Here is a 24,528-nt window from a genome sequence, read left to right as displayed (position 1 = left end):
AGGATTTTCATGGCGCCGCACCAGGGTGAACAGAAGTACGTGGCCAGGTTGCCGACCATACGCTCCCAGCTCTACAGCCTGGTCTGGGCCTGCGCCTTGCCGGCCATCCTCGGCATTGCGCTGCTGACCAACAACTTCATCGTCCGCGAACGCAAGACCATCCAGCAAGATACGCTGATCACCGCCCGGGCCCTGATCCAGGCGGTTGATCGCGACCTCAACACCGGCATCACGGTGGCACTGGCCCTGGCCAACTCCCCCAGCATCGACAGCCGCGATTTCGCCGCCTTCTACCGCCAGGCCACCGACGTGCTGCGCCCGGAATTCCCCGGCTATAACTTCGTGCTGCACGACCGCGATTCGGTCCAGTTGCTCAACACCGCCCGCCCATATGGCGAAGTCTATCCCGATCCGTTCAGCGCAGCGCGCATCGCCCAGGTATTCAAGACCGGCAAGCCATTGATTTCCAACCTGTTTTATGCCGGCGCGCTGAAACGTCCATTGGCGGCGATCCACGCGCCGGTGATCCGTGATGGCAAGGTGGTGTACGTGATCTCGGTGGCCTTCGTGCCCGAGCGCCTGGGCCAGGTGCTGCGCGAACAGTTGCTGCCGGCCGACCGCGTGACCGGCATTTTCGACGCCAATGGCGTGCTGGTGGCGCGCACCCACGATCCGGAAAAATACGTGGGCCGGCCAGTCTCGCCCACCCTGATGTCGCAATTCCGGCTGCGCCAGGAAGACGCGATCGAGGCCACCACCCTCGAAGGTATCCCCGTGTATTCGATGTACAGCCGGTCGTTGCAAAGCGGCTGGGCGGTGGTGATCGGCGTGCCGCGCAGCGCCGTGTATGCCGCGGTGTTCGATTCGATCACCTGGATCATGGCGTTCCTGGCGGTGGTCACCGCCGCCGGCTTCGGCGTGGCCTGGCACTTCGCGCGCAACATCGAGCGCTCGGTGCGTTCGCTCACCACGGCGGCGATGGCGCTGGGCGGCAAGGCGCGCCAGGGGCCGGTACCGCCGGCTGCGTTTCACGAGGCAGCGCAGGCGCTCGACACCCTGCACGGCGTGGAGTCGGAGCTGCTGCGCTACCGCCATCACCTGGAAAACCTGATCGAACACCGTACCCGCCAGCTCGAATCGGCGATGCGTGAAGCGCAGGCGGCCAATGCCGCCAAGGACGTTTTTGTCGCCAACATGAGCCACGAGCTGCGCACGCCGATGAACGCCGTGCTGGGGGTGGCGCACCTGCTGGGCCGCACCGGCGTCTCGCCGGAACAGGCGCGCTACCTGGACATGATACGCACCTCGGGCCAGTCGCTGCTCGGCATCCTCAACGATATCCTCGACCTGTCCAAGATGCAGGCCGGGAAGGTGGAACTGCACCACGCGCCGTTCCGCCTCGACGACGTGCTGCACGCGGTGGCCACCATCATGAGCGTGAGCGCCGGCGACAAGGATCTCGAGCTGGCCATCGGCGTCGATGCCGATGTACCGCGGGCCCTGGTCGGCGACGCACTGCGGCTGCACCAGGTACTGGTCAACCTGGCCGGCAATGCCATCAAGTTTACCGAGCGCGGTGAAGTGTCGTTGATGGTGTCCCGGCTGCCGGCGCCGGGCGGCGCCAGCCTGCTGCGCTTTGCGGTCAAGGACACCGGCATCGGCTTGAACGAAGAGCAGGTGGCGCGGCTGTTCTCGCCGTTTACGCAAGCCGACCTGTCCACCACGCGCCGCTTCGGCGGTACCGGGCTGGGGCTGACCATTTCCAAGGGCCTGGTCGAATTGATGCAGGGGCAGATCGACGTACACAGCATGCCGGGCGAGGGCAGCGAATTCCGCATCACCGTGCCGCTCGGCGTCAGCGAAGCCATCGATACCGTCGATGCCGCGCAGTCCGTCGCCCCGCAGCACCTGCTGCTGGCCGACGACAACGCCACCAGCCGACACTGCATCGCCCAGGCCATCGCCGCTGCCGGCTGGACTTGCGACGTCGCCGCCAACGCGCAGGCGGCGATTGCGCTGCTGCGCAATGGCGCCGTGTACGATGCGGTGCTGGTGGACTGGCAGATGGCCGAACTGTGCGCCCTCCAGCCCGAGATCAAGGCGCCGCTGATCTGCATGCTCAACGCCTATGGCCGCGACCTGGTGGCCGAAGACATGGCCAACGCCCGCATTGCCGCCTGCCTGGCCAAGCCGGTGACGGCGGTGGGCCTGCTGGAGGCGGTGCAGGCCGCGCGCGCCCACGGCCAGGAGCCGGCCGCACCGGACGATAACGCCCAGCCGGCGCTCGCTGGCGTACGCATCCTGCTGGTGGAAGACAATCCGATCAACCAGGTGGTGGCGCGCGGCCTGCTGGAACAGGCCGGGGCGCGGGTGGCGGTGGCCGAGAACGGCGAGGACGCCGTCACGCAACTGCGCCGCCTCGATTGCGACCTGGTGCTGATGGACGTGCAAATGCCGGTGATGGACGGCTTTACCGCCACCCGCATCATCCGCGAAGAACTGCGGTTGTCGCTGCCGGTGATCGCCATGACGGCCGGCGTGATGGCCAGCGAGCGCGAACAATGCATCGCGGCCGGCATGGACGACTTTATCGGCAAGCCGATCGACGTCGAACAGATGTTCTCGATTCTGGCGCGCCACCTGGGCCGCGCCACCCTGGAGCGATAACCAAAAGCGCGCCTGCCATGCGCTTTTGTCATAGCGCGAATTCTTCCATAGCTTATTTGTTTTCGTTCGTTTTATATCGCAAGCGAGACGAATATAGTGCGGATCATGACTTCCGTATCTATAGACTCCGCCCGCGCGCACCTCCTCGGCAGCGAATTTCGCCGCAGTTATGGCTGGCTCACCGGCGCCATGCAGCGCCTGGTGGGCTCGCGCCACGATGCCGAAGACCTGGCTGCATCGGCTTTCACGGAACTGGCGCAGGTTGACGACATCGCAGAGGTACGCCAGCCGCGCGCGCTGCTGACCACCATCGGCCGCCGCCTGACGTGGGAATTCTGGCGCCGCCGCGACCTCGAACGCGACTACCTGGCCCAACTGGCATTAACTCCTGACCATTGGCACGCCTCGACCGAAGATGTTTGCATGGCGGTCGAGGAACTGGTGCGCATCGACGCTGCGCTGGCTGGCTTGAGCGCCCGCGCGCGTGAAGCTTTCATTCTCAGCCAGTACGAGGAACTCGGTTATGCCGAGATCGCGGCGCGGCTCGGGGTTTCCGTGAGCATGGTCCGCAAATACATCGCGCAAGCCTTGCTGGCCTGCTGCGGCAACGCATGAGCACTGACGCCGCCGGCCTGGCCTGGCGCCAGGCCGTGGAGTGGGAGGTACGCCTGCGCGACGGACAGGCCGCCGCTGATACCGATGCTGATGCCGCTGCCGATGATCTGCGCGACTTCACCCGCTGGTACTCCACCAGTGCTGTCCATGCTCAGGCCTGGGACGCCTTGCAGGAGCGCCTGGTGCGCCTGGGCGGACGCGCCGGTGCGACGTCGTCCGGCGGTGGCCCCGATGCCGCCATGGCGGCGGCCTTGCGCGCGCCTTCCGATGAACGCCGCCGCGCGTTGCGCGCCGCCTTCGGCCTGCTGGTGGTGGGCGTGGGCGCCTGGGGCGCGCGCGCCGGCTATCACCAACTGGGTCTGGATGCCGATTGGCGCGGCGCCATTGGCCAGCGCGGCCGCGCCACGCTGGCCGACGGCACGGCGATGGCCTACGACGCCGACAGCCGGATCTATCTACAAGGCGGGACCGGCGCTGCCGGCACGGCAAGCCTGCACCTGCAGCGCGGCCAGTTGCTGCTCACGCCTGGCACTGCGGACGCCAGTGTTCCATTGAACGTCGCCACCGCGCACGGCGTGGTGCAGGCCGACGGCGCCGAGCTCACGGTGGGTCGCCTGCGCGAGCGCAGCGTGGTGGCCGTGCGTTCCGGCAGCGCCATGGTGCGTCCCGATGGCCATGCCGCGCTGCGGCTGCAAGCCGGCCAGGCCTGCTACTTCAACCGCGACGGCGCCCGCGCCAGCGACCTGTCGTTTGCTGCCGTCAGCGGCTGGACGCGCGGCGTGCACGTGGCCGACCGCGCACCGCTGGCCGAGCTGCTGGAAGTGTTCGGCCGCTACCGGCCAGGAATCCTGCGCGCCAGCGACAATGCGGCCGCGCGGCTGGTGAGCGGCGTCTTCCGCCTGCACGATATCGACGCCGCCTTGCGTCAAGTGGCCGAGGCTTTGCCGGTCACTGTCACGCGGTATGGCCGCTATCTGACGGTGTTGAGCTGACCGGGTCACGTTGACCGGGTCACGCTGACCGGGTCACGTTGACCGGGTCACGCTGCCCCTAAATAAATATTTTCAACCGGCGCTGACGCTTTTGCATTCTCGTTGCACATGGGTGTGAAGCGTCTCAGCGGAGGCGCACTACACTGTGAGGCAGCTCGTGAACAAGACTTACCAACTGGCCCTGCTGGCCATTCCAGCAGCGATGCAATTACTGGTGGCGCCGGCCGCGCTGGCGCAGGAACAAGCCAGGCAAACCTACCAGCTGGCCGGCGCGCCGCTCGACAAGACCCTGCTGCGCATTGCCGCCGACAGCGGCGTGGCGCTGGCCTATGATCCGCGCTTGCTGGAAACGGTGCGCTCGGCGCCCGTCAACGGCACCTACAGCGCAACCGAAGCGATCCGGCGCGCGCTGGAAGGCACCGGTTTCGAACTGGGCGCCAGCGGTGGCACCTTGACCATCCGCCGCGCGGCGCCGCCGGCTGCCGCCGTGCCGCCGGTCAAAGCCCTGATGGCGCCGGTGGCGTTGCGGGCGCCGGCCGCTGCCCCGGCTGCAGCGGTTGCGCCGCCCGGCGGCGAGGTGCTGGCCCGGGTGACGGTGAGCGGTAGCCGCGTGGGCCGTTTTGATGAGGCGACCGACGATCCGCAGCGCGCGCCCACGTCGTCGTATCGCGTCACCGGCGACCAGATCGAAGAGCAGAACCTGACCACGCTGGAAGACTTGCAGCAGCTGGTGCCCGGCCTGGTGATCCAGAGCACCGATCCGTCGGACACCCAGATCACCATCCGTGGCGTGGGCGACGGCGGCGGCCAGGCCAGCGGCGACGCCAATATCGGCATGCCGAGCAGCGTGGCGATTTACGTCGATAATGTGTACCTGGCCCGCGCCGGCATGCTCGGTAACGGCCTTGGCGACATCGCCTACGCCGAGGTGCTCAGTGGCGCGCAAGGCACGGCGTTCGGCGCCAACGCCACCGGCGGCGTCTTGAACATTCATACCCGCGCGCCGTCGGCCACGCCCGAGGCATCGACGTCGTTCGCGGTCGGCCAGAACGGCTACCGGCGTTTTCGCGCGATGTTGTCCGGACCCCTGTCCGAACACTGGGCCGGCCGCCTCAATACCGTCTACAGCAACAACGACGGCCCGGTGACGAACATCCGCAACGGCCACAAGCTCGGTGGCGGTTCTAGTTCCGGCCTGCGCGCGCAAGCGCTGTACACGCAGGGCGATGCGTTCAGCCTGCGCCTGTCGGCCGACTACAGCATCAGCAACAGCGCGCCCACGCCGGTGCTGCTGGCCACCAATGTCTTTAGTGGCACGGACGGCTACGTCACCCGCTCGCGACTGATTGGCAACAACATCGTGTTCGGTCCCAATGTAGATCTCGACGACGAGAACAGCATCCATGTGAAGCAGGGCGGCTTGTCGGCGGTGGCGCAGTGGAATTTTGGTAATGGCTACAAGCTGAGCTCGGTGTCGTCGGTGCGCTCGTTCCGGTCCGAACCAAACATGGCCGACGGCTTCAGCGTCAACATCTACAACAACACCGGCACCGCCGTGCGCGACCGCACCTGGTCGCAGGAATTCCGTCTCGATTCGCCGCTGGGCGAACGTTTCGACTACGCGCTGGGCCTGACGCACCTGGGCCAGAACATGGACACCGTAGCCCATACCCGCTATGGCCCTGGCCCGCTGCCCGGCATTTACCTGGCCTCCGCCACGTACAACAATCTCGACGTGATCCGTCTCGGCACGCTGCGCGACCGCATGGTATCGCCGTACGCGCAAGGCACCTGGCACATCGCCCCGGACTGGGACCTGACGGGCGGTGTGCGCGTGAACTACCAGGAGAAGGGCGGCCAGTTCGTGCGCTACAACCGGGTAGCGTTCAATTCCGGCTACCTGAAGGAGTACCACACGCTGCCATCTGGCACGCTGGTGCTCAGGCATACCTTGAACGACGACTGGAGCAGCTACCTGGCCGCGTCGTACGGCGAAAAATCGGGCGGCCTGAATATCTCGGCCGGCGCCGCGCGCCAGGCAGGGCTGGACTCGCTGTACGTCAAACCCGAGAAAACCCGGACCGTGGAACTGGGCGTGAAGGGCGCGCTGTGGAACGACAAGGTTTCCCTCAAGGCCGACATCTTCCAGACCGAGATCAGCGATTTTCAGACCCAGGGCTACAACCCGGAAGACCAGCAAACTTATTTGATGAACGCCGGTACCTTCCGCTCGCGCGGATTTGAAGCCACCGTGCGCACCGCGTTCACCCGCAACTTCACGGTCGATCTGGCCGGCGTGTATAACGACGCCCGCTACACCGATTACCGCAACGCGCGCTGCGCGCCCGAGGTGACGCTGTCACCACGTCCGCCAGCATCGTGCGACCTGACCGGCGCACGCGTGTTCAACGCACCGAAGGTGACCTGGAACGCCAATGCGCGCTATGGCTGGCGCACCGAAGGCGGTCTCGATAATTTCGTCAGCGCCCGCTACGCCTATCGCGGCGACATGTTCGGCACCGTCGATAACTCGGCGCTCACCCGGGTGAGTAGTTATGGCCTGGCCTCGTTTTCGGCCGGCACCGGTGGTAAGCTGGAACGAGGAGACTGGAGCGCATCGCTCTGGATTAACAACGCCTTCGACAAGCGGTACTACCGGCGCACAGGCGCCGGCGACTACGGCACGGTCTGGGGCTGGCTGGGTGAAGCGCGCACGGTTGGCGCGACACTGACATACAAATACTAGGTAAACAGTTACGGAGCAGGCAGGCATGAGTGCATCATTCGAGCGTCGTCAATTCATCAAACTGGCATCGTTGCTGACCGGGGGCGCTGCGGCGCTCACCCAGGCATCGAACGTTGTCGCCGCCACCGCGCCGGCCACGGTCGATCGCGCCGGCCGCGCCGGGCCGCCGCAATTGGGAGAAACCCCGTTGCAGTGGCTCGAAGGCCAGCCCGCCAGCTTTGGTGGCGCTACCTGGGGCGTGCCATGGCCGCAAGGCCGCATTCCGCGCGATGCCGGTTTCGAATTGCGCAGCGCCGGTGGCGCTGCGCAGCCGGTGCAATCGTGGCCGCTGGCCTACTGGCCGGACGGTTCGCTGAAATGGTCGGCCCATGCGCTGCCGCCGGACGCCAAAGGCGGCCTGCCGCAAGCGGGCTACAGCCTGCATCCGCTGGTCGGCGACGCCGCCAAAGCGGTCAAGCCCGGCGCGCCGCTGGCAAAAGAGAGTGCTGGTGCAATCGAGATCGATACGGGCGTGCTGCAGTGCTCGCTGCCACGGTCGGGCGCGGTGCTGGTCACGGCCATGAAACGCAGCGGCAAGCAGCTGCTGCGCGACGGCCGCCTGGTGCTGCTGGTCGATGGGGCGCTCGATGACGAGACCCGGGGCGCCAGCCGCCGTGCCTATGACGGCGCCATCGACAAGGTGACGCTGGAGCAGAACGGCGCGCAGCGCGTGGTGGTGCGCATCGACGGCAGCCATCGCCATGCGGACGGCGCCACCTTGCTGCCGTTCGTGGTGCGCCTGTATTTTTACAAGAATTCCGACGCGGTGCGCCTGGTGCACACGCTGGTGTACGACGCCGATCCGGCCAAGTCCTACATCCGTGGCGTGGGCCTGCGTTTCGGCGTACCGCTGGCCGCCGAACTGTATGACCGCCATGTGCGTTTCGTGGGCGACAATGGCGGCGTGTTTGCCGAAGCGGTCAAAGGGCTGACCGGCCTGCGCCGCGACTCGGGCGCCGCCGTCTACGACGCGCAGCTCAATGGCCGCGCGGTGCCGCTGGCGCAAATGGGCGCGCAGGTCAAAATGGGACTGCAATACATTCCGGCATTCGGCAGCTACTCGCTGCTGCAATCGCACTCGGACGGTTTTTCGATCAGCAAGCGCACCAGCGCGGGACACGGCTGGATTCACGCGGCCAGCGGCGCGCGCGCTTCCGGTACCGCGTACGTCGGCGCACCCGATGGCGGCGTGGCTTTCGGCGTGCGCAATTTCTGGCAAAGCTATCCGGGCCAGATCGACATCCAGGGCGCGGAAACCGCGCAGGCGACGGTGACCATGTGGCTGTGGGCGCCCAACGCGCCGGCCATGGACCTGCGCTTCTACCATGACGGCATGGGCGAGGATACCCACGAGAAGCAGCGCGACGCGCTGGACATCACCTACGAGGATTACGAACAGGGCTTCGGCACGCCGCTGGGCGTGGCCCGCACCAGCGAGCTGCAATGGCAGCTGCTGGCAGCCACGCCATCGAACGAGGACCTGGTGTCGATCAGCCGCCGCATCCAGTCGCCGCCGCTGCTGGTTGCCAGTTCCGAACGGATTTACCAGGCGGGCGTGTTCAGCGACTACTGGAGCCCGGCGGTGGCGCAACCGAATGCCGCGCAAGCGAAGCTGGCAAAGCAGCTGGCGTGGAGCTTCGACTTTTACCGCAACCAGGTCGAGGACCGCAAATGGTACGGCTTCTGGGACTTCGGCGACGTGATGCACACGTACGACAACCAGCGCCACGTGTGGCGTTACGATGTCGGCGGCTATGCCTGGGACAACTCGGAGCTGAGCACCGACATCTGGCTGTGGCACTACTACCTGCACACGGGCCGCGCCGACGTGTTCCGCATGGCCGAAGCCATGACGCGCCACACCGGCGAGGTCGATGTCCACCATATCGGCCCGTTCGCGCCACTGGGGTCGCGCCACAATGTGCAGCACTGGGGCGACAGCGCCAAGCAGCTGCGCATCTCCACCGTGATCAACCGCCGCTTCATGTATTACCTGACCGCCGATGAACGCATCGGCGACCTGATGACGGCGCAGACCGATGCCGTCAACCGCCTGCAAACGGTGATCCCGGGCCGCAAGATCGGCCAGGTGGCGCCGACCATCGATCCGGAAAACCATGCCAGCGTGTCGTTCGGCACCGACTGGGGCGCCATTGCCGGCGCGTGGTTTACCGCGTGGGAGCGCAGCGGCCAGCCCGAGATCCGCGACAAGCTGTTGCGGTCGATGGCCAGCATCGCCGCCCAGCCCGAAGGCTTCCTGGCCGGCGGCGGCACCATGAACCTGCGCACCGGCGCCTTCATCGTCGAAAAGGAGCGCAAGATCAGCGTCTCGCACCTGAGCGCGGTGTTCGGCCTGCCGGAAATTTGCAGCGAATTAATACGCACCGTGCCGCAACCGGCGTTCCGCGACGCCTGGCTGCGCTACTGCCGCCTGTACAACGCCACCGAGGCGCAACAGAAGGCGGAGCTGGGCCAGAGCCTCGGCAAGCTCAATCTGGGCCAGGGCCACGCGCGCCTGCTCGGCTACGCCGCCGTGCAGTGGCAGGATCCGGCACTGCTCAAGCGCGCCTGGGCGCAGTTCTACGAGGGCAAGGCCGGCCTGGTGGACAAGGACCTGGTGTCGCGCCGCGTGAAACCGCCGCTGGTGCTGCGCGAGATCGAGGAAGCGCCGGCCATCTCCACCAACGCCATCGCCCAGTGGGCTTTGGGGGCGATGGGCATGGTGGCGCTCGACGCCATCGGTCAGGCGGTGGTGGCGGATAATTTCCAGCGCTTCGATCCGCGCGCGTGGGCGGTGGAGGCGGAAGCCGGCAAGCCTGAGCAGGCGGCGTTCGCGTCGTCAGGCGCATTGATACTCGATGCCGAACGCGGACTGACGGTATGGCTGCGCAAACAGCTGATCGGCCACTACGAAATCAGCTTTACCCGCACCGTACTGGCCGAGGGCAAACCGCACGAGCGCCTGTCCGATCTGAACTTCTTCTGGGAGGCGCAACTGGGCGCCGATCCGTTTACTCGCTCCGGCAAGCTGGAAGACTACGACAAGGTGCCGATGTTCTACGCCGGCATTGGCGGCAACACCAACACCACCTCGCGCTTCCGCACCTACGACGGCACCGGTGAGCGCAAGCTGTTGCAAGAGTACCTGGCGCCGGAATACTTGTTGAAAGCCAACCAGCCGTACCGCATCCGCATCGTCGCAGACGCCAAGGGCACGCGCCTGTACGTGGACGACCGCGAGTGGTTCAACGCTCCGGGCCCGCAGGCGGGCGGTGGCTACTTCGGTTTCCGTACCACCCAGTCGCGCCAGAAAGTGGAGAACTTCCAGGTCCGCCGCATCGCCTGATCGGCCTCACACAGCTTCGGGGCAGGTGCCGACATTTGGGCAGGAGCTTAGCCATGTGGCTGCCGAGCCTGTGTCCGGATGTCGGCACTGCCCCCGAAGCTATTGCTGGAGGGTGGCGACCAATTGTTGCAGGTCGTCGGCCAGCTGGTTGGCCAGGCCGGTGATGGTGTCGGCCTGGCCGGCTTTCAGTTCGTGTTCGAGCGCTTGCGCTGCGGCGGCTACCGGGCCGGCGCCCACGTAAGGGGCGGTGGCTTGCAGGTCGTGGGCCAGCCGCTGTAATGGTGCGTGGTCGCCGCTCGCTGCGGCGGCGCGGATGATTGAGGGCGCGGCCGCATATTCGCGCACAAAGCTGCGGATGCGCAGGTCCAGGCTGGCGCGCTGGCCGCCGGCGAGACGCAGGGCTCGGTCCCAGTTGAGTCCGGGCGCTTGCGGGAGCGGGACATGAACTGCGGTGCTCCCGGTTGATCCTTCTATTGCTATCGGCACTGGCACGGATGAAGGACGGCGCTGCGCCCAGGCCTGCGGCGCAATCCATCTGGCCAGCGCTGCAAACAGCAGGTCCGGGTCGATCGGCTTGGTCAGATGGTCGTTCATGCCGGCGGCCAGGCTCTTGGCGCGGTCGGCGGGCAGGGCGTGCGCGGTCATGGCGATGATCGGCAGCTTGTCGTAGCGCGACAGAGACCGCAGGCGGCGCGTGGCGGCCAGGCCGTCGAGTTCCGGCATCTGCACATCCATCAACACCAGGTCGTAGTCGCCCGCCTGCACCATGCGGATCGCTTCCAGGCCGTTGCACGCGACATCGACCTGCAAGCGCGCGGCCGTCATGAAGTCGTGCGCCACTTCGCGGTTGTTCGCGTTGTCGTCCACCAGCAGGATGCGCGCGCCGGCCAGCGCTGCCGCGTCGAACGTGGGCGCCGCAGCCGTTGCCATCGTGGCCGCGCCGGCAATGCCCAGGCGTACCGTGAAGCTGAAACGGCTGCCCACGCCGGGTGTGCTGCTGACCTGGATGTCGCCGTCCATCAACCGCACCAGCTGCTGGCAGATACTGAGGCCCAGGCCGGTGCCGCCGTATTTGCGGGCGATGCTGTCGTCGGCCTGGCTGAACGACTGGAACAGGCGCCGTACCTGATCCGGGGTCATGCCGATGCCGGTGTCGGCGACGGTAAAGCGCAGTACCACGCTGTCGGCGGCGCGCGCCACCAGGTCCACCGTCACCGACACTTCGCCGCGCTCGGTGAACTTGAAGGCGTTGCCCACCAGGTTGATCATCACCTGGCGCAAGCGCAGCGGATCGCCGGCCAGGCGCGTGGGCACACCGGTTTGCACCCGCGTGCTCAAGGTGGCGGACCCGGTGGCCGCCAGCGGCGCCAGTGGCTCCAGCACGTCGGCGAGGTCGAACGGTACGTGCTCGAGGCGCATCTTGCCCGCTTCGATGCGGGAAAAATCGAGGATGTCGTTGAGCACCGCCAGCAGGTGTTCGCCGGCGCCGAGGATCTTGTCGAGATAATTGCGCAGCCTGGGGTCGGGCGCGGTCGTCAAGGCCAGCCGGCTCATGCCGATGATGGCGTTCATCGGCGTGCGGATTTCGTGGCTCATGTGGGCCAGGAATTCCGACTTGGCGCGCGTGGCTTCCTGCGCGCGCAGCATCGCCAGTTCCATGTCGCGCGTGCGCAGGCCCAGGATGCGCATGAACAGCAGCATGTCGAAGATATTCCCGAACTGCAGCGCATGCATGGTCCAGAAATTGGCCGCCAGCGCACCATTGATCACCAGGCTCAATACCACCGAGGTCGAGAAGCTGACCGACCAGCCCAGCAACAGGTAGACGCCCACCGCATCGCCGCGCCGCGCGCGCAGGTAGGCGCCGGGCAGGCCGATCAGCATGGGCATGATGCCCAGCGTGCTGACGATGGCCACCAGCGCGCCGACGTCGATCAGGTCGGTGGCGTAAGCCACGGCCGCCACCACGCACAGCGCGGCGCCGCCTTTCATCAGGCGGCTGAACAGCCGGTCCTGGCCGGGCCGGGCCAGCACCTGCTCGACAAACAGGTAGGCGCCGCAGCTGGCGGCCAGCGCGAACAGGCCGCCGGCGTGGATGCTCATCCACACGCTGTTCTGCCACAGGTACTGGTTGCCGAGGCCGAAAAACTCCATTGAAAACAGCGTCAGCCCGGCGACCATCAGCGCAAATTTGCCGAACAGCGGTTCGCGCAGGTTCTGCCACTGCGCCAGGCTGTAAATCAGCAGGCATACACATAATCCCAGCACCAGGCCTTGCAGCATCTGCTCGTCGAGCGACTCGGCGTGGAAGGCGGCGGGGCGCGACAACCGCACCGGCAGGATCATGGCGCCGATATTTTCCACCCGCAGCAGCAGCACGTGGCTGGCGCCCGGCGCCAGTTGCAGCTGTGCGGCCGGCACCCGCGTGCGCGGCGCGTGTTCGGCCACCGGCTGCAAGTTGCCGGTGACGATGTGACGCTCGATGGTGCCGTTGGTGGCCACGTATACGTCCACCCGGTTGACCACCGCGTAGTCGATGCTGAGCACCCAGTGACCGCTGCTGTAGGCCGGCACCGTGACCGGAATGCGCAGCCAGACCACGTCCTTGTGCATACCGAGCGTGGCATGTGCGGACGTGGGCGCGGTAAAGCGGCTGGGCTGCGCCAGGGCCTGTTCCGGCGTGATGGCGCCGCCCGGATCTGTCATCACCGTCACCGCCGGCCATGCGTCGATGACGTCGCGGCCCGAATCGAGTTGCAGCGGTGTTTGCGCCAGCGCCAGTACCGGCATCCAGAGCAGCATCGCCAACCACGCCAGCAGCCTGCGCCAGGCGGGCAGGAAGAATGAAAGTGACGGCGTGGTCATGGCGGGATCAGTAACGGTAATCGACGCGCAGATCGAACGTGCGCGGATCGCTCGGCACCGCCATGCCGAAGCTGTCGATGCTGATCGGGCGGACCTTGTTCTCGAGGTTTTTCACCCGGGCCAGCACGCTCCAGGCGCCACCGGCCACGGTGTAGCGCAGCGAGGCGCCGGTCTCGGTGCGTGCCGGTACCCGGTAGCGCAGCAGTTGCGACGCCACGGCAATCTCATAGTCGGCGCTGCGGCGGGTGTCGAGTCCCGCCGCCAGTACGCCGTCGCCCACGCGCATGCTGCGTTCGTAGCCGAGCGACACGGTGTGCGCCGGGGCCCGATCGAGCTTGTTGCCGTTCCACGAGTGGACGCCGTCCGGCGAGTAGCGCACGTAGTGGGCGTCCAACAGCGACAGCCCATACACCAGGCGGTCCTGCGCGGTCAGGTTGAACCGGCCCTCGAGTTCCAGTCCCTTGACGCTGGCCTCGCCGGCATTGCCGGTAATGAAGCGTGGGGCGCCCGCCACGACGGCCACACCCGAGAGCTGCAAATTGGTGTAGTCATAGCTGAACACGGAGACATTGAGCGCACCGCGCTGGTCGAGGAAGCGGGTCTTGACGCCGGCTTCGTAAGCGCGCAGTTGCTCCGGCTGGTACACCAGCGTGGTGCGCGGCACGGCCAGCGCCGGGTTACAGGTGAGGCCCAGCGCCTGCGCGCCCGCCATGCAGCCGTCATTGAAACCGCCGGCCTTGTAGCCGGTGGCAATCGACGCGTACACCATGGTCGATGGCGTGACATCGAAGTCCGCGCCCAGGCGCCAGGTGGTCTGGTTGGTGGCCAGGTCGGCAGCGTTGAGCAGTTGCAGGTCGGTGGCCGGGTTGAACACGCTGGCCTGCTGGAAGCTGGTGGCGCCGTAGCGCGATTTTTTGTCCATGGTGCGGCGCGCGCCAGCCGTCAGGCGCAGGTCGCCGCGCACCTGGTAGGTGGCCTGGCCGAACAGCGCCTTGCTGGCCGAGCGCGTGGGACCGTGCGGGAAGGCGTAATACGGCGTCAGGCCGGCCGCTTCCAGGTCGCGGAACGTGTACGACTGCGACGACCGCTCGCGGAAGTAATACACGCCGGCCTGTCCCGTCAGCGGCCCGGTGGCCTTGCTGGCCAGGCGCACTTCGTGCGAGTCTTGCCGGTACCAGCCGTCGAAGTCCTGGTGCACGCCCAGCGCCACGCCTGGGGCCACGCGGTAGTAGGAGTTGGTCAGCTGCTGCTGGTCGTAGTCGCGGTGCGCGCCCAGGTAGTACAGCGTCGCTGCACCCAGGTCCCATTGCAGGTCGGCGCCGAGGCTGGACGTCGTCTTGTGGCTGTAGCCCTGCGATGGCGTTGAATTGGGCGAGATGAAGCGGTTGGTGAGCAGGTCGCGCGTACTGCCGCCTTGCCAGACCGGCGTGCCGGCGGATACGCCCGAATAGAAATTGGTGTCGGGAACGAAGCTGTCGTTGTTGTCGTCCACCCGGCTGTGGTCGGCCCGCAGCAGCAGGGTGGCGTCGCGGTGCAGCCTGATCCTGGCGGACAGGCGCGCGGACACGTCGTCGCGGTCCAGTCCCAGCGCGTACGGGGTACCCTGGCCATTGCGCAGGTAGCTGTCGTGGCGGTGCGCCACCACGGCCGCGCGCAGGGCCAGCATGTCGTTGACCGGCACGTTGAGCATGGCGCCGGCCTCGCGGCTGCGATAGTTGCCGATGCCGGCATGGGCATCGAAGGCGAAGGTATCGACCGGCGTTTTTGAGATGACATTGACGGCGCCGGCGGTGGTGTTGCGGCCGTACAGCGTGCCTTGCGGTCCGCGCAGTACTTCCACCCGTTCCAGGTCGTAGAACGAGAGGTTCTGGATTTGCGGCCGGGCGATATAGACGCCATCGAGCATGAACGCGGCGGACGGATCGCCCTTGCCGGTGGTATCGGCACTCGATACGCCGCGCATGGTGATGCGCAGGCCGTCGGTGGCATTGTCGAATTCCACGTTGGGGATGGCGGCGCCGATGTCGCCGGGGTTATCGAGACCGCGTTCGACCAGTTGCCGTTCGCCCAGCACCGTCATCGACACCGGCGTCTTCGATTCCAGCGCTGGCGTGCGCTGGGCGGTGACCACCACCTCGGGCAGGGCCGCGCCCGCCTGATCCTGGGCGGCAGCGGGCGCCCAGCTCAACAGGCTCAGCGACGACAAGGTCAATGCCAGTGTGGCGGCGTGGTCGGGAACGCAAGATTTCAACATGAAAGCAGTAAGAAAAGCCAAACCTCGCAGTCTATCAGCTTGGCTTCACTTTTAGTAGCTGCTAGAACAACACAATTTCCTGATTGCTATTTTTTCATGCTAAGGTGTCATGACTTCAGCCCAGCACGCCCGGGTTGCGCTGCCAGATGCTGTAGCAAAGCACCCCGGCGAACGTCACCCAGGCTATGTAGGGCAGCAACAACAGTCCGGCCACGCGGTCGCGCCGGCCGAAGGCGACGATGGTGGCGGCAATCGCCAGCCACAGCACGATGATCTCGGCAAACGCCAACGGGCCGTTGTGCCAGGCAAAGAACAGCCAGCTCCACAGCGCGTTGAGCGCCAGCTGCGCCACGTACAAGGTCAACTCGGGCCGCACGCTGCGCTCGGACGCGGTACGGTACACGCGCCAGGCGGCGACCGCCATCAGGGCATACAGCACCGTCCACGCCGGCCCGAACAGCCAGGCCGGTGGCGCCCACGCGGGGCGGTCGAGCTGTTGATAGAACGCGCCGGCCTGCGACGTGGCAAACGCGCCGATGGCGGCAAACACGAAGGTGAACACTACCCAGCCGGCCAGGGCTGGCAGTTGCAGTGGTCGTGAAGGGGGAAGGGCGTGCGTGGTCATGATCGGTGCTCCGTAACGGTTTAGCAGATGGTGACCGAAGGTGGATACACACTCCGTTCGCCAGCATACATATGGCCGCAGGCCGCGCATAGCTTAGGAGTCTTCCGACACCAGCTTGCGACGAGTGCCGATAGGCGCGCGCGCCCCGGCTCCGCATAATCAACCGACCGGTCGGCGTGCCGTCTCTCAGGCGCGCTCATCAGGCACACTCAACTACAAGGGGGAAAAGATGAATCTGATACTGTGGATAGTCATAGGCGGCATCCTGGGCTGGCTGGCCAGCCTGGTCATGAAAACCGACGCCCAGCAAGGTCTGTTGCTCAACGTGGTGGTCGGCATCGTCGGCGCGCTGCTGAGCGGATGGCTGCTGGCGCCCGTGCTGGGCACCGGCACCATCAACTCCGACGACTTCAGCCTGGCGTCGCTCGGTGTGTCGTTCCTCGGTGCGCTGATCCTGCTGGCCATCGTCAACCTGTTCCGGCGCGGCCGGGTGCGATGACCGCGGACAATCAGGCGAACCTGGTCTTTTTGAGATACTTCTCGACGTCGCGGTAGCTGTCGTCGCTGCCTGCGTAGCGCACCAGGTTGCGCGCGGTTTTCAGCCATTCGATGGTGGACGGCTGCATCTGCTCCAGGGCGTATTCCATGTCCTTCGGGCCGATCGGCCGTTCCGGCGCCCCGGACAGGATGTCGTGCAGCGTGCTTTCCTTGGCCAGGTCCACCAGGCCGTCGATGTCGGCGCCCGAGTAGTGGGGCGTGGCCGTGACCAGCGCGTCCACGTCGACGTCCTGCACCGGGATGTCGCGCAGCTTCAGTTCGATGATGTGCTTGCGCGCTTCGGCATCCGGCGGCGGCACGAACAGCTGGCGCGCGAAGCGGCCCGTGCGTTTCATGGCCTGGTCCACGTCCCACGGCATATTGGTGGCGGCCAGGAACAGTACGTCGCGGTTGTCGCGCTCGAAGCCGTCGAGCTGCGACAGGAATTCGTTGACGATGGTGCGGCTATTTTCGCTGTGCGCCTTGCTGCGCGAGAAAGCCAGTGCGTCGAGTTCGTCGAAGAACAGCACGCACGGCTTTTGCGCGCGCGCTTTCTCGAACAACTGGGCCAGCGCGCGTTCGCTTTCGCCATGCCACATGCTGAGCACTTCGCTGATGCCCACCGACACGAACGAGGCATTGCACTCGTTGGCGATGGCGCGCGCGATCATGGTCTTGCCGCAGCCGGGCGGGCCGTACAGCAAAATGCCGCCGCCGCCGCTCTTTTTAAATTTGGCGAACAGGCCAGGGCGCAGGAATGGTTCGATGATGTGCAAGCGCAGCGTTTTCTTGAGGTCTTCCATGCCGCCCACGTCGGCAAAGCGCACCTGGTCCGGCGCCTGCGGTTTCAAGGGCACCACCTTGGCGCCGCCACCTACCACCGACAGCACCGGGCCGGTCGCCGGCCGTGCCTTTTGCTGCAATTGTTCCAGCGCGTCGTGCGCGGTGAAGTCCGGGTACTGGCGCGCCGCCGTGTACGCTTCCAGCGCTTCCGACGTGCGTTCCAGGGCCAGCAATGCCAGCGCCTTGCCGCCAAGGCTGGCAGCGTCCGGGCGCTGACGCACCACCAGTTCGAACTGGGTTAAAGCAGCCGGCGCGTCTTGCGCGTCCAGCAGCAGGCGTGCATAGCCGAGGCGGGAGTCGATATTGAACGGGTCGCTCACCAGCGCCGCTTCGTAGGCTTCTCGTGTCATGGTCATGGCGGTCAGAGTCCTGCGCGGCGTTTGAGCCAGCGCGTCAAGAGTGATGGATAAATCCAGGAATAGGCACAGTAGCCGAGCAGGGTCCAGGTGGCGGCGCTGGCAAACAGCGGCGCCTGGTTGCGGACCAGGTTCAGGCCCAGCAGGGTGAGCACGTACAGTGCGCCCGAGGCTGCCCATCCCCAGCGGTTGAGGGGCCACAGCGGCAACATGCTCCAGTGGCTCAGCGCATCGAGCTGCACCACCAGTTCCAGTACCTCGCGCGAATTCGGATACAGCTTGAGCAGCTCCACCGCGATGCGCTTGGCGGCCTTGTAGCGACCCCGGCTGAGCAAGTGCGTGATCAGCATGCGGGCCGTGTTTTCGCTTTCCGGGTGGCCTTGCAGCAGCCGCGCCAGGCCGGCCTGCTCGGCGCCCTTGCGGCCGTCGATGATGTCGCCGATCAGGCACGTGGTCAGGGCCAGCTCGTTGTTCGGGTCAAGCCGGAAGGCTTCGCGCGCCAGCGCTTGGGCTTTTTCGATGTGCAGGGTGCGGTACATCAGCAGCGCATAGCGCGCGTACTGGAAACCCGCTTCCGGGTACTCGCGGATCAGCTCGATCAGCAGCAGTTCCGCTTGCGGCAGGTCGCCCTGGTCTTGCAGCACGTTGACCATCAGCGAACGGGCGGCGTAGTCGTCGGGATCGTGGGCCAGGATTTGTTGCAGCGTGTGGCGGGCTTCGTCGCGGGCGCCGGTGTCGTAATCGACGCGGGCAGCGGCAAACAGCAGCGTGCTGTCGTTCGGGTAGTGCGCCAGCGCTTCGCCGATCAATACCCGGGCATGGGCATAGCGGTTGCGTTCGAGCAGGCCTTCGATTTGCAGCGCGTAGTCGCGCGCGGAAAGCAGGGCGTTTTCGCTCATGACGCTATTCCCTTGATCACGTCAAACAGGCGAAAGAAACTGACATAACCGACAACGATACAGATAATGGCCGGAATCCACGGCGACGGCGGCTTGTCGTGGAAGAAAGCGGCCGAGCGGTGCTGCTTCTGGTGCAGGCCATAGAATACGCCGCAGATCGCCAGCGACAACACGGTGCGCAGTGCACGGAAGGTGTCGTTGCCCAGCAGCTCGACCAGGCCGGCAAACAGCATCGGCTGGAACAGCAGCGCGTACACCAGGCCGACTACCGCGCCGGCGCCCAGCACAATCACCGGAATATCTCCGGTGCGGCGCAGGCGCCAGGAATTCAGACTGCTATACAGCAGGATGGCCACCGGGCCGCCCAGGAAGGCAACCAGGAAACTCGACTGGACGGAGTACAGCGTGACTGGCCGCGTAGTGGCCGACAGCGAGGGGGTAAGCAGATGTTCGCGCATGGGGAGGTTGTGGTCGGCAAGGCCGCATGGTAGCAACTCGCGCCGATCCGGGCAATTAATTTGTTGCCCATATGGTAGTCTTACGCCTGCGCGCACTGGCGCGGGCATATTCAATAGTGATTCCGGGGATGGCAGGCATGGTAAGTATTGTTCGGGCGGCGATGGTGGTGGCGATGTCCATTTCAATGATGTTGACGGTACCGCAGGCAGCGGCGGCCGAAGCGCCTCCCAAGGGCTCACTGGTGATCGCCGGCGGCGCCGTGCGCGGTGACAATACCGTGATCTGGCAGCGCGTGGTGCAACTGGCCGGTGGCGCCGGCGCCCGCATCGCGGTGCTGCCCAGCGCGGCCGGCAACCCGGTCCGTTCCGGGGCCTACGCGGCCGCAGGCCTGAACAAGCAGGGCGCCAACGCCTTCGTGGTGCCGCTGGCCGTTCGCATGAAAGACCGCGACTACCGCCGTGATGCCGACGACGACACCATTGCGCAATCGATCCGCGACGCGGGCGGCGTGTATTTTTCGGGCGGCGACCAGGCCCTGATCACGCAGGCGCTGGTGCGCCCCGACGGCAGCCGCACCAAGGTGCTCGAAGCGATCTGGGACGTCTATCGGCGTGGCGGCGTGATCTTCGGCACCAGCGCCGGCGCCGCCATCATGAGCACCACCATGTATTACGAGGCGAAAACCGTGTTCGGCACCCTGAGCGAAGGCGTCAATGGCCGCGAGCTGGCCCTGGGCCTCGGCTTCGTGGGCGACGACATCTTTATCGACCAGCACCTGCTGGCGCGCGGACGCTTCGCCCGCATGCTGCCGGCCATGCTCAAGAAAGGCTATAAGCTTGGCATCGGCATCGACGAGAACTCGGCCGTGGTGATCAATGCCCAGCGCGAAGTGGAAGTGCTGGGCTACCAGGGCGCGCTGGTGGTGGACCTTACCCGTGCCACCGTCAACAGCGACGTCAAGCAGTTCAACCTGCAAAACGCCCGCCTGAGCTATCTCGATCGCGGCGATAAGTACGACCTCAAATTGCACAAGTACACGCCGTCCGAAGACAAGGTCGAAGGCAAGGTCGATCCGGCCAACCCGTATTATTCCGACCCGGTGTTCTCGGCCGATGTGCTGGGCCACAACACCATCCTGATCATGATGTCGAAGCTGGTGGACAGCTCGCAGACAGAGGCAATCGGCATCGCCACCGCCGGCCCGGGCGAGCCGCACCAGGAACTGGGCTTCGAATTCAAGCTCACCCGCGACGCTGCCACCACTGGCTATTCCTCGGCTGCATCGGAAGCGTACACGGTCCTCAATATGCGGCTCGATGTGCGGCCGCTGAAAATCACCCGGCCCTGGTACCAATGATTTCGCACGTTTTCGTGGGCGTGAACGACTTCGCGTCCGCGCTGCGGTTTTACCAGGCGTTTGCTGCCACGACCCATTAGTTCCGTAAATTCCCATCTCCTTCTTCAAACCTGGTCGGCCACCTGCACGAACGTGAGCCGGTTGCCGAACGGATCCTTGATCGACATTTCCCTGCTGTCCCACGGCATCTCTTCGATGCCGGGCCGTGCATAGCGATATGGCTTGGCGGCCAGTTCGGCGTGCAGCGCGTCGATGTCGTCCACCGTTACGCGGATCGCCGCGCCGGGGCAGCAATCGCCGTGGTGTTCGGTCAGGTGCAGCACGCAGGCGCCGCGCGATACCTGCTGGTACAGCGGCATGCCCGGCTCGAAGCGATGTTCCCAGTCGCGCGTAAATCCGAGGTAATCGATATAAAACGCGCGCGCTTTTTCTTCATCGAACACTCTGAGCAGCGGTGTGACGGTACCAATTTGCATTTTTAATCTCCACGGAAATTCAGACCCTGAATAGTACGCCCGATGTGGGTGCGCATGTCGATTGCGTCAGCATCGGTGGCGTCCGGCTGGCTACGCTGGATACAGGCTCATCGCGAGTCATGTGTTCCCGTTACCCACTCTGGAGGTACTGATGGAAGATGAAATCTATAACCTGTTTCTGACAAGCGAGCAGGGCTGGAGCCTGTTCGGCACCTTGCGCCTGCGTCGTATCGAGCCCGACACGTCCACCGGCAGCGTCCGCTTGCCGGCCCAGGCGTCCGAGCCGCTGGTGCCCGTCACGCAGGAACTGGTGCCGGTGCCGATCGAAGGTGAAATTTCGCTGCCGTTACTGGCGGCATTTCGCCAGGTACCGCTGCGCGGCATTGCTTTTGCCACCGCCGCCGGCCTGTTCTCGTTCGCCCTCGACAGCGGCAACGCGCGGCCATCAGCCGGCATCCAGCTTTTTCCGTTCGGCAGCCCTGACCTCGGCGGCTTCGTGATCTGGGGCGCCAGCAACTACAGCGAACTGGTGTTCAGCGTCCTGGCGCGCCAGCTGCCGCGCGCCTTCTGATGTCACTCCCAACTGTTATGGAAGGAAACACTATGGATGAGTTTGTGTACAACCTGCTCCTGAAATCGCGTGGCGGGCTGATCTTGTTCGGCGTATTGCGCTACCGCTTGAGCAGCCTGGAGGCCGACCAGGGAGGAGACAGGAACGTCTTCACCTTGCCGGCATTGCGCCAGGCTCACCACCAGCAGCAACAGCAGCAGGAAAACATTTTTGCGCTGGTGTACCGGGCCGAAGGCACGGTCACGATTCCGCTATTGACCGGCAACCGCGCCATCCCCGTTGACGATGTGGCGTTCTTCATCCAGATGGGACCGCCGATCGTCACCCGGCTGTTTGCCGACGACAGCCGCGTGCTGATGTGCTTCAACCAGGTCAACAACGAGCAGATCGGCGGCGGCCTGTTGTGGGGGCCGATCAATACCAGTTTCGGCTTGCTGGGCAAGCGGCAAATCTTGCCGGCTTGCTGGGCAAGCGGCAAATCTTGCCGGCTTGACGGTTCTTCTGCCTGACAAGGCATTACACCATGGAGGTCATGATGGACGAGAGTATCTACAATTTGCTGCTGACCAGCGAACTGGGCCTGAGCGTGTTCGGGACCCTGCGCATCGACTACGATCCCGGCACTGTCCTGCCGGACAGTGCCGGTCAGCCGCCCGCAATCCTTGAACAGTTGCGCAGCCAGGCGCCGTCGCAAGCCCAATACATCGAGATCAACGAAGCGCCGCTGGCCGGAACGCTGACCGTGCCGCTGCTGACCGGCCTGGCCCCGGTGCGCCTGACCGGCGTGATCTATTCGGCGGTCGGCTTCCCGCTGTCGGCGGTGCTGTTCAACACCGGAACGCCTTCGGTGGTGCTGCAGTTCGGCTTCTTTTCCCGCGTCGCGCTGGTGGGCGGACTGCTATGGCAACCGGGGCCGCCGGGCACAGCGTTGACCGTGCCGCTCAGCCTGCTGGCACGGCAAGTGGGCACGCTGGCATGACGCCACATCATCAACCAGGGAGATAGTCATGGATGAGAATATCTATAGCTTGCTGTTGAAAAGCGCAACGGGTCTGACCTTGCTCGGGACGTTGCGGTACTCGATCGACTTCACCACTGCACTCGATGCAAGTGCGGACCGGCAGCAGCAGGCTGCCACGATCGGCGGCGTGGTGTATCCGGCGCGTGGCAGTATCACCATCCCGTTCCTGACCGGTATGCAGCCGGTGCCGTTGAGCGGCTTCGCGATCTACGTGCAGATGGGGCAGCCGCTGCTGAACTGGTTCTACAGCGAAGACGCGGCGCGGGGACTGACCGTGCAATTCAATCCCATCGGTTTCGAACGCATCGCCGGTGGCTTGCTGTCGCAGCTGCCGAATTCGAATGTCGTGGAATACGCCTTCCTCGGCAGGCGCATCGCGCTGCCAGCCTGAGCGTGGGCAGCTCATATCACCACACCATGGAGGACATGATGGACGAGATTATTTTCAGGTTGTTGCTCACCGGCGAGGGTGGTTACGCCCTGTTCGGTACCTTGCGCTTTCGCGTGCTGCTCGAATCGCAGGCAGGAACGGCAGCGCCACCACCCGCTTCGGCCCTGACCGTGGCGAGTGGTTCGGCACAGCCACTGGGTACCGCCACAGTGGTCGTGTACCCGGTGCAAGGCTCTCTGTCGATACCGCTGTTGACAGGCTTCGGCCGCGTGCCGCTGACCGGCGCCTTGCTGGTCACGCCGGCTGCCGGACTGGCGTATGTGCTCGGTAGCGCCGATCCGGCACGCCAGGCGATTGTCAAGTTCAACAATATCGATGGTTTGCGCATTGCCGGTGGTGTTTTGTGGCGCCCCGGCGATCCGGCCGAACTCGTGTTCAGCTTCCTGGGCACGACCACGCCGTCGCCGTTCTGATCGATACATCCAAGAAGGAGAGTGTCATGGACGAATTGGCTTATTACACCTTACTGCTCAGAACGGCGCAGGGCTTGACGCTGCTGGGCACGCTGCGCTTCCAGGTAGTGGCGACGGAACCGCTCGATCGCTCGCCGGCCGGCACCGAGCAACTGCTGGCGCAAGTGCAGCAGCAGAGCACAACAGAACTGTTCGTGTATCCGATGGAGGGCAGCATCAACATTCCCTTGTTGACTGGCCTGGCGCCGGTGCCGCTGGAAGGGACGGCCTGGTTCCCGCTCATCGGTCCTTTCGTGACGGCCTTTCTGTCCTCGACCGATCAGCGCTTCAACGTGGGCATGCAACTGTACGAGCTTGATCCCGAGCACGTTTGCGGCGGCCTGGTGTGGCGTTCCGGTGAGCCGGGCGAGTTGACCTTCAGCCTGCTGGGAACGCTGGTGCGTGCACCTGCCTGACTAGCGACGGCAAATGTCGAATGGATCAGGATGGCGCTCACTGCGGCTGGCTAAGCTGAACGTCCGGCCTGCACGGGTCGGGCGTTTTTTTATTTCTTAGCTATCCATGGGAGGTCATGATGAACGACTTTATCTACAACCTGATACTGACCGGAGAGCAGGGCCTGACGCTGTTCGGCACCTTGCGTTATCGCTTTACCGATCCGCTGGCAACTGTGCCCGACGGCGGTGTGCCGGCGTTGCTGGCCGAGAACCAGCAGATCGGCGTGATCACGGCAGTCGTGTTGCCGGTGGAAGGTTCGGTGTCGATTCCGCTGCTGACCGGCTTTGGTCGCGTGCCATTGCAAGGGGTGGCGCTGGCCACGGCGGCCGGCCCGATCACCACGGTACTGGGCGGCACCGATCCGGCCCGCCAGGTGTTCGTGCAGTTCAACCAGATCACTGGCAACCAGATCGCCGGTGGCTTGGTGTGGCGTCCGGGTGAACCGGCTGAACTGGTCTTCAGCCTGCTGGGCTTCCAGCTGCAGCTGCCATTCTGAGC

At 65.3% G+C, this 24,528-nt stretch carries 21 protein-coding genes; 14 read left to right on the top strand and 7 right to left on the bottom strand.

The window, feature by feature from the left end; translation table 11 throughout:
- Positions 1-9 precede the first annotated feature (9 nt).
- From F8197_RS05385 to F8197_RS05365, 5 genes are all read left to right on the top strand, one after another.
- On the top strand, positions 10-2,667 hold the full coding sequence (locus tag F8197_RS05385) for a hybrid sensor histidine kinase/response regulator (RefSeq protein WP_152880550.1): 2,658 nt from the start codon (positions 10-12) through the stop codon (positions 2,665-2,667).
- 105 nt (positions 2,668-2,772) lie between these two features.
- Positions 2,773-3,282, top strand: coding sequence for a sigma-70 family RNA polymerase sigma factor (locus tag F8197_RS05380; protein ID WP_152880548.1), 510 nt, complete (start codon positions 2,773-2,775; stop codon positions 3,280-3,282).
- Positions 3,279-4,274, top strand: coding sequence for a FecR family protein (locus tag F8197_RS05375; RefSeq protein ID WP_152880546.1), 996 nt, complete (start codon positions 3,279-3,281; stop codon positions 4,272-4,274). Before F8197_RS05380 ends, F8197_RS05375 begins: the two co-directional genes overlap by 4 nt.
- Before the next feature lie 157 nt (positions 4,275-4,431).
- Complete coding sequence (locus tag F8197_RS05370; RefSeq protein ID WP_152880544.1) at positions 4,432-7,020, top strand: TonB-dependent receptor; 2,589 nt, start codon at positions 4,432-4,434, stop codon at positions 7,018-7,020.
- Between the two features lie 25 nt (positions 7,021-7,045).
- Positions 7,046-10,405: a DUF6250 domain-containing protein gene (locus F8197_RS05365; RefSeq protein WP_227012079.1), complete on the top strand. Its 3,360-nt coding sequence runs from the start codon at positions 7,046-7,048 to the stop codon at positions 10,403-10,405.
- Positions 10,406-10,504: 99 nt separating this feature from the next.
- Here the strand turns inward: F8197_RS05365 and F8197_RS05360 are convergent, their stop codons facing one another.
- From F8197_RS05360 to F8197_RS05350, 3 genes are all read right to left on the bottom strand, one after another.
- Positions 10,505-13,270 carry a hybrid sensor histidine kinase/response regulator gene (locus F8197_RS05360; protein ID WP_227012078.1) on the bottom strand — a complete coding sequence of 922 codons (2,766 nt, stop codon included), beginning with the start codon at positions 13,268-13,270 and terminating at the stop codon, positions 10,505-10,507.
- Positions 13,271-13,277: 7 nt separating this feature from the next.
- Complete coding sequence (locus F8197_RS05355; RefSeq protein ID WP_227012077.1) at positions 13,278-15,524, bottom strand: TonB-dependent receptor; 2,247 nt, start codon at positions 15,522-15,524, stop codon at positions 13,278-13,280.
- 115 nt (positions 15,525-15,639) lie between these two features.
- On the bottom strand, positions 15,640-16,149 hold the full coding sequence (locus tag F8197_RS05350; RefSeq protein ID WP_152880542.1) for a TspO/MBR family protein: 510 nt from the start codon (positions 16,147-16,149) through the stop codon (positions 15,640-15,642).
- 229 nt (positions 16,150-16,378) lie between these two features.
- On the opposite strand from F8197_RS05350, the gene F8197_RS05345 reads away from it, so the two are divergent.
- Entirely contained in the window at positions 16,379-16,648 is a 270-nt protein-coding gene (locus F8197_RS05345) for a GlsB/YeaQ/YmgE family stress response membrane protein (protein ID WP_019921041.1), read from the top strand.
- 10 nt (positions 16,649-16,658) lie between these two features.
- Here F8197_RS05345 and F8197_RS05340 read toward each other — a convergent pair whose 3' ends face one another.
- From F8197_RS05340 to F8197_RS05330, 3 genes are read right to left on the bottom strand one after another with little or no spacing between them, the layout of a single operon-like run.
- The gene (locus tag F8197_RS05340; protein ID WP_193333337.1) at positions 16,659-17,885 is read right to left on the bottom strand and encodes an ATP-binding protein; all 1,227 of its coding nucleotides are present in this window, start codon (positions 17,883-17,885) and stop codon (positions 16,659-16,661) included.
- A gap of 5 nt (positions 17,886-17,890) precedes the next feature.
- Positions 17,891-18,784: a lipopolysaccharide assembly protein LapB gene (locus F8197_RS05335; RefSeq protein ID WP_152880538.1), complete on the bottom strand. Its 894-nt coding sequence runs from the start codon at positions 18,782-18,784 to the stop codon at positions 17,891-17,893.
- Complete coding sequence (locus F8197_RS05330) at positions 18,781-19,242, bottom strand: hypothetical protein (protein ID WP_152880536.1); 462 nt, start codon at positions 19,240-19,242, stop codon at positions 18,781-18,783. The genes F8197_RS05335 and F8197_RS05330 overlap by 4 nt, the downstream gene beginning before the upstream one ends.
- Before the next feature lie 173 nt (positions 19,243-19,415).
- Here F8197_RS05330 and F8197_RS05325 point away from each other — a divergent pair, with 173 nt between their 5' ends.
- Entirely contained in the window at positions 19,416-20,600 is a 1,185-nt protein-coding gene (locus F8197_RS05325) for a cyanophycinase (RefSeq protein ID WP_227012076.1), read from the top strand.
- Between the two features lie 104 nt (positions 20,601-20,704).
- On the opposite strand, the gene F8197_RS05320 is transcribed toward F8197_RS05325, so the two are convergent.
- Complete coding sequence (locus F8197_RS05320; RefSeq protein ID WP_152880534.1) at positions 20,705-21,076, bottom strand: glyoxalase superfamily protein; 372 nt, start codon at positions 21,074-21,076, stop codon at positions 20,705-20,707.
- A gap of 151 nt (positions 21,077-21,227) precedes the next feature.
- Between F8197_RS05320 and F8197_RS05315 the strand changes: the two genes are divergently transcribed.
- From F8197_RS05315 to F8197_RS05285, 7 genes are all read left to right on the top strand, one after another.
- Positions 21,228-21,647 carry a hypothetical protein gene (locus F8197_RS05315; RefSeq protein WP_152880532.1) on the top strand — a complete coding sequence of 140 codons (420 nt, stop codon included), beginning with the start codon at positions 21,228-21,230 and terminating at the stop codon, positions 21,645-21,647.
- Positions 21,648-21,679: 32 nt separating this feature from the next.
- Entirely contained in the window at positions 21,680-22,156 is a 477-nt protein-coding gene (locus F8197_RS05310; RefSeq protein WP_152880530.1) for a hypothetical protein, read from the top strand.
- Positions 22,157-22,182: 26 nt separating this feature from the next.
- Positions 22,183-22,626 (top strand): hypothetical protein, encoded by a 444-nt coding sequence (locus tag F8197_RS05305; protein WP_193333336.1) that lies wholly within the window; start codon positions 22,183-22,185, stop codon positions 22,624-22,626.
- A 28-nt stretch (positions 22,627-22,654) separates the two neighbouring features.
- On the top strand, positions 22,655-23,059 hold the full coding sequence (locus F8197_RS05300; protein ID WP_152880526.1) for a hypothetical protein: 405 nt from the start codon (positions 22,655-22,657) through the stop codon (positions 23,057-23,059).
- Positions 23,060-23,097: 38 nt separating this feature from the next.
- Positions 23,098-23,532, top strand: a complete 435-nt coding sequence (locus F8197_RS05295) for a hypothetical protein (RefSeq protein ID WP_227012075.1) — start codon at positions 23,098-23,100, stop codon at positions 23,530-23,532.
- Positions 23,533-23,558: 26 nt separating this feature from the next.
- Complete coding sequence (locus F8197_RS05290) at positions 23,559-23,987, top strand: hypothetical protein (protein WP_152880524.1); 429 nt, start codon at positions 23,559-23,561, stop codon at positions 23,985-23,987.
- A gap of 119 nt (positions 23,988-24,106) precedes the next feature.
- Positions 24,107-24,526 (top strand): hypothetical protein, encoded by a 420-nt coding sequence (locus F8197_RS05285; RefSeq protein ID WP_227012074.1) that lies wholly within the window; start codon positions 24,107-24,109, stop codon positions 24,524-24,526.
- The last annotated feature ends 2 nt before the right edge of the window (positions 24,527-24,528 follow it).

The sequence above is a fragment of the Duganella sp. FT27W genome, assembly GCF_009295655.1.
GTDB classification, from domain to species: domain Bacteria; phylum Pseudomonadota; class Gammaproteobacteria; order Burkholderiales; family Burkholderiaceae_D; genus Rugamonas; species Rugamonas zoogloeoides.
This window is presented reverse-complemented; position numbering and strand designations above follow the sequence as displayed.

Coding starts and splice junctions, on each gene's coding strand:
- F8197_RS05385 (WP_152880550.1), top strand. CDS start 10: ATGGCGCCGCACCAGGGTGAACAGAAGTACGTGGCCAGGTTGCCGACC.
- F8197_RS05380 (WP_152880548.1), top strand. CDS start 2,773: ATGACTTCCGTATCTATAGACTCCGCCCGCGCGCACCTCCTCGGCAGC.
- F8197_RS05375 (WP_152880546.1), top strand. CDS start 3,279: ATGAGCACTGACGCCGCCGGCCTGGCCTGGCGCCAGGCCGTGGAGTGG.
- F8197_RS05365 (WP_227012079.1), top strand. CDS start 7,046: ATGAGTGCATCATTCGAGCGTCGTCAATTCATCAAACTGGCATCGTTG.
- F8197_RS05360 (WP_227012078.1), bottom strand. CDS start 13,270: ATGACCACGCCGTCACTTTCATTCTTCCTGCCCGCCTGGCGCAGGCTG.
- F8197_RS05355 (WP_227012077.1), bottom strand. CDS start 15,524: ATGTTGAAATCTTGCGTTCCCGACCACGCCGCCACACTGGCATTGACC.
- F8197_RS05350 (WP_152880542.1), bottom strand. CDS start 16,149: ATGACCACGCACGCCCTTCCCCCTTCACGACCACTGCAACTGCCAGCC.
- F8197_RS05345 (WP_019921041.1), top strand. CDS start 16,379: ATGAATCTGATACTGTGGATAGTCATAGGCGGCATCCTGGGCTGGCTG.
- F8197_RS05340 (WP_193333337.1), bottom strand. CDS start 17,885: ATGACCATGACACGAGAAGCCTACGAAGCGGCGCTGGTGAGCGACCCG.
- F8197_RS05335 (WP_152880538.1), bottom strand. CDS start 18,784: ATGAGCGAAAACGCCCTGCTTTCCGCGCGCGACTACGCGCTGCAAATC.
- F8197_RS05330 (WP_152880536.1), bottom strand. CDS start 19,242: ATGCGCGAACATCTGCTTACCCCCTCGCTGTCGGCCACTACGCGGCCA.
- F8197_RS05325 (WP_227012076.1), top strand. CDS start 19,416: ATGTCCATTTCAATGATGTTGACGGTACCGCAGGCAGCGGCGGCCGAA.
- F8197_RS05320 (WP_152880534.1), bottom strand. CDS start 21,076: ATGCAAATTGGTACCGTCACACCGCTGCTCAGAGTGTTCGATGAAGAA.
- F8197_RS05315 (WP_152880532.1), top strand. CDS start 21,228: ATGGAAGATGAAATCTATAACCTGTTTCTGACAAGCGAGCAGGGCTGG.
- F8197_RS05310 (WP_152880530.1), top strand. CDS start 21,680: ATGGATGAGTTTGTGTACAACCTGCTCCTGAAATCGCGTGGCGGGCTG.
- F8197_RS05305 (WP_193333336.1), top strand. CDS start 22,183: ATGGACGAGAGTATCTACAATTTGCTGCTGACCAGCGAACTGGGCCTG.
- F8197_RS05300 (WP_152880526.1), top strand. CDS start 22,655: ATGGATGAGAATATCTATAGCTTGCTGTTGAAAAGCGCAACGGGTCTG.
- F8197_RS05295 (WP_227012075.1), top strand. CDS start 23,098: ATGGACGAGATTATTTTCAGGTTGTTGCTCACCGGCGAGGGTGGTTAC.
- F8197_RS05290 (WP_152880524.1), top strand. CDS start 23,559: ATGGACGAATTGGCTTATTACACCTTACTGCTCAGAACGGCGCAGGGC.
- F8197_RS05285 (WP_227012074.1), top strand. CDS start 24,107: ATGAACGACTTTATCTACAACCTGATACTGACCGGAGAGCAGGGCCTG.